Below are 2,609 nucleotides of genomic sequence, written 5' to 3'. Positions count from 1 at the left end.
AAGTTGTAGCTGGCAGCTGGGTCCCTACATCCCCAAAGGCGTACCGCCGCCTCCAGGCGTCGCGGTACCGCCGATCGACACCCACGCCACAGGCCGGCCTGCCGATCAGCTGCACGGGTGGGCGAGCGCACATGCGCCGGCGCTGAAAATCCCGGTCACCGCGCTGGAGGCCTACGGCTACGCCGCGCGGGTGGCCGCGGTGGAAAACCCGGGCTGCCACATCGCCTGGACGACGTTGGCCGGTATCGGTCAGGTCGAGAGCCACCACGGCACCTACCACAACGCGAACCTGTCTCCCAACGGAGACGTGCATCCCCCGATCAGGGGTGTGGTGCTCGACGGGACCAACGGCACCTTGCGCATCATCGACAGCGAAGCGGGCGGCATGGACGACGGCTCCAACGCCGTGCGGGCCATGGGACCAATGCAGTTCATCCCCGAAACGTGGCGTGAATACGGGGTGGATGCCAACAACGACGGCGAGGTCAGCGTTGACAACATCGATGATTCCGCGTTGTCGGCCGCGGGTTATCTGTGTTGGCGGGGAAAGGATCTCGGCACGCCGCGAGGGTGGATGGAGGCGCTGCGCGCGTACAACTACTCCGACGTGTATGCCCGTGCCGTGCGCGACTGGGCTACCGCCTATGCTGCGGGTCACCCGCTCTGAGCAGGCTCTAGGCTACTGGTGGCAATCCGAAGATCCTGACGACGCAAGGAGAACCCAGTGCCGATTATCGAGCAGGTCGGAGCCCGCGAGATCCTGGATTCGCGCGGAAATCCGACGGTCGAGGTCGAGGTGGCCCTCATCGACGGGACATTCGCGCGGGCCGCGGTGCCTTCCGGTGCGTCGACCGGCGAGCATGAGGCCGTCGAGCTGCGAGACGGCGGCGACCGCTACGGCGGCAAGGGCGTGAAGAAGGCCGTCCATGCCGTTCTCGACGAAATCGCTCCCGCCGTCATCGGCCTCAATGCCGACGATCAACGGCTGGTCGATCAGGCGCTGCTTGACCTGGACGGCACCCCGGACAAGTCCCGGTTGGGCGCCAACGCCATCCTCGGAGTATCGCTGGCGGTCAGCAAGGCAGCCGCCGATTCCGCCGAGCTGCCGCTGTTCCGCTATCTGGGCGGCCCCAACGCGCACATCCTGCCGGTGCCGATGATGAACATCCTCAACGGGGGCGCGCACGCCGACACCGCCGTTGACATCCAGGAGTTCATGGTGGCCCCGATCGGGGCGCCCAGCTTCTACGAGGCGCTGCGCTGGGGCACCGAGGTCTACCACGCCCTGAAGGCGGCGCTGAAGAGGCAGGGGCTGTCCACCGGACTAGGTGACGAAGGCGGATTCGCCCCCGACGTGCCGGGAACCAAGGCGGCGCTGGACGTGATCAGCCAGGCCATCGAGTCGGCGGGTTTCAAGCTCGGCGCCGACGTGGCATTGGCGCTCGACGCGGCAGCGACCGAGTTCTACACCGACGGCACCGGCTACGCGTTCGAGAAGAAGACCTGTAGCGCCGATGAGATGACGCAGTTTTACGCTGAGCTGCTCGACTCCTACCCATTGGTGTCCATCGAAGATCCACTGGCCGAAGATGATTGGGACGGCTGGGTAGCTTTGACGACGGCGATCGGCGACCGGGTGCAGATTGTCGGCGACGATCTGTTCGTCACTAATCCCGAGCGCCTCGAAGAAGGCATCGAAAAGGGCGCGGCAAATGCGTTGCTGGTCAAGGTCAATCAGATCGGCACGTTGACCGAGACACTCGATGCGGTCGCGCTCGCACACCACAGTGGCTACCGGACGATGATGAGCCACCGCAGCGGCGAGACCGAGGACACCACGATCGCCGATCTGGCCGTGGCCGTCGGGAGCGGGCAGATCAAGACCGGCGCACCGGCCCGCAGCGAACGCGTGGCGAAATACAATCAACTGCTTCGGATCGAAGAGGCGCTCGGCGACGCCGCCCGCTACGCCGCTGACCTGGCTTTCCCGCGGTACGCGCCGGAAGCCGGCTAGCCGGAAGCAATCATGCCCGAATCGAAACGGCCAGACCCGAAGCGGCGCTCACCGGCGTCGCGACCGGGCCGGGCCGGCGATTCGAAACAGGGCCGGCCGCGCAAGGCGCCGGCAGCCCGTCCGGGCCCGAACGCATCTCGGGCCATGCCGGAGCAGGTCGAACCGATCAAACGCGCGATCGTCGAATCGGCCGAGCAACGGTCCGAGCAACGACTTGGACTGACCGCACGGCGAGCGGCGATCCTGGCCGCGGTGGTCTGCGTGCTCACGCTCACCATCGCCGGCCCGGTCCGCACCTATTTCGCCCAGCGCACCGAGATGAAACAGCTGGCTGCCTCCGAAGCTGCTCTGCGGCAACAGATCGCCGATCTCGAGCAGCACAAGGTCAAGCTCGCGGACCCGGCTTACATTGCGGCCCAAGCCCGCGAGCGTCTGGGGTTCGTAAAGCCTGGTGACATCCCGTATCAGGTCCAACTTCCCCCGTCGGCGGCCGTGCCTGCAGAGCCGGGCACCCAGCCGACGCCCGCGGCTGCAGGAGATCCGTGGTACACCTCGCTGTGGCACACCATCGCCGATGCCCCGCACGGCCCGCCGA

At 66.7% G+C, this 2,609-nt stretch carries 3 protein-coding genes; all 3 read left to right on the top strand.

Features of this window, described 5'->3' with window-relative positions:
• Window positions 1-667 (top strand): lytic transglycosylase domain-containing protein (locus WB785_RS10350; RefSeq protein ID WP_424078922.1); only part of this gene is annotated, 667 nt, incomplete at its 5' end.
• Window positions 668-724: 57 nt separating this feature from the next.
• A complete protein-coding gene (eno, locus tag WB785_RS10345; RefSeq protein WP_424078920.1) occupies window positions 725-2,014 on the top strand; it encodes a phosphopyruvate hydratase in 1,290 nt (429 codons plus the stop codon).
• 12 nt (window positions 2,015-2,026) lie between these two features.
• Window positions 2,027-2,609: FtsB family cell division protein (locus WB785_RS10340; RefSeq protein ID WP_424078919.1), on the top strand; the 583-nt coding region annotated here is incomplete at its 3' end.

Source organism: Mycobacterium sp. (assembly GCF_049585075.1).
GTDB lineage: Bacteria > Actinomycetota > Actinomycetes > Mycobacteriales > Mycobacteriaceae > Mycobacterium.
Note: the sequence above shows the minus strand (reverse complement) of the source record. Positions and strands in the feature narration are given on the sequence as shown.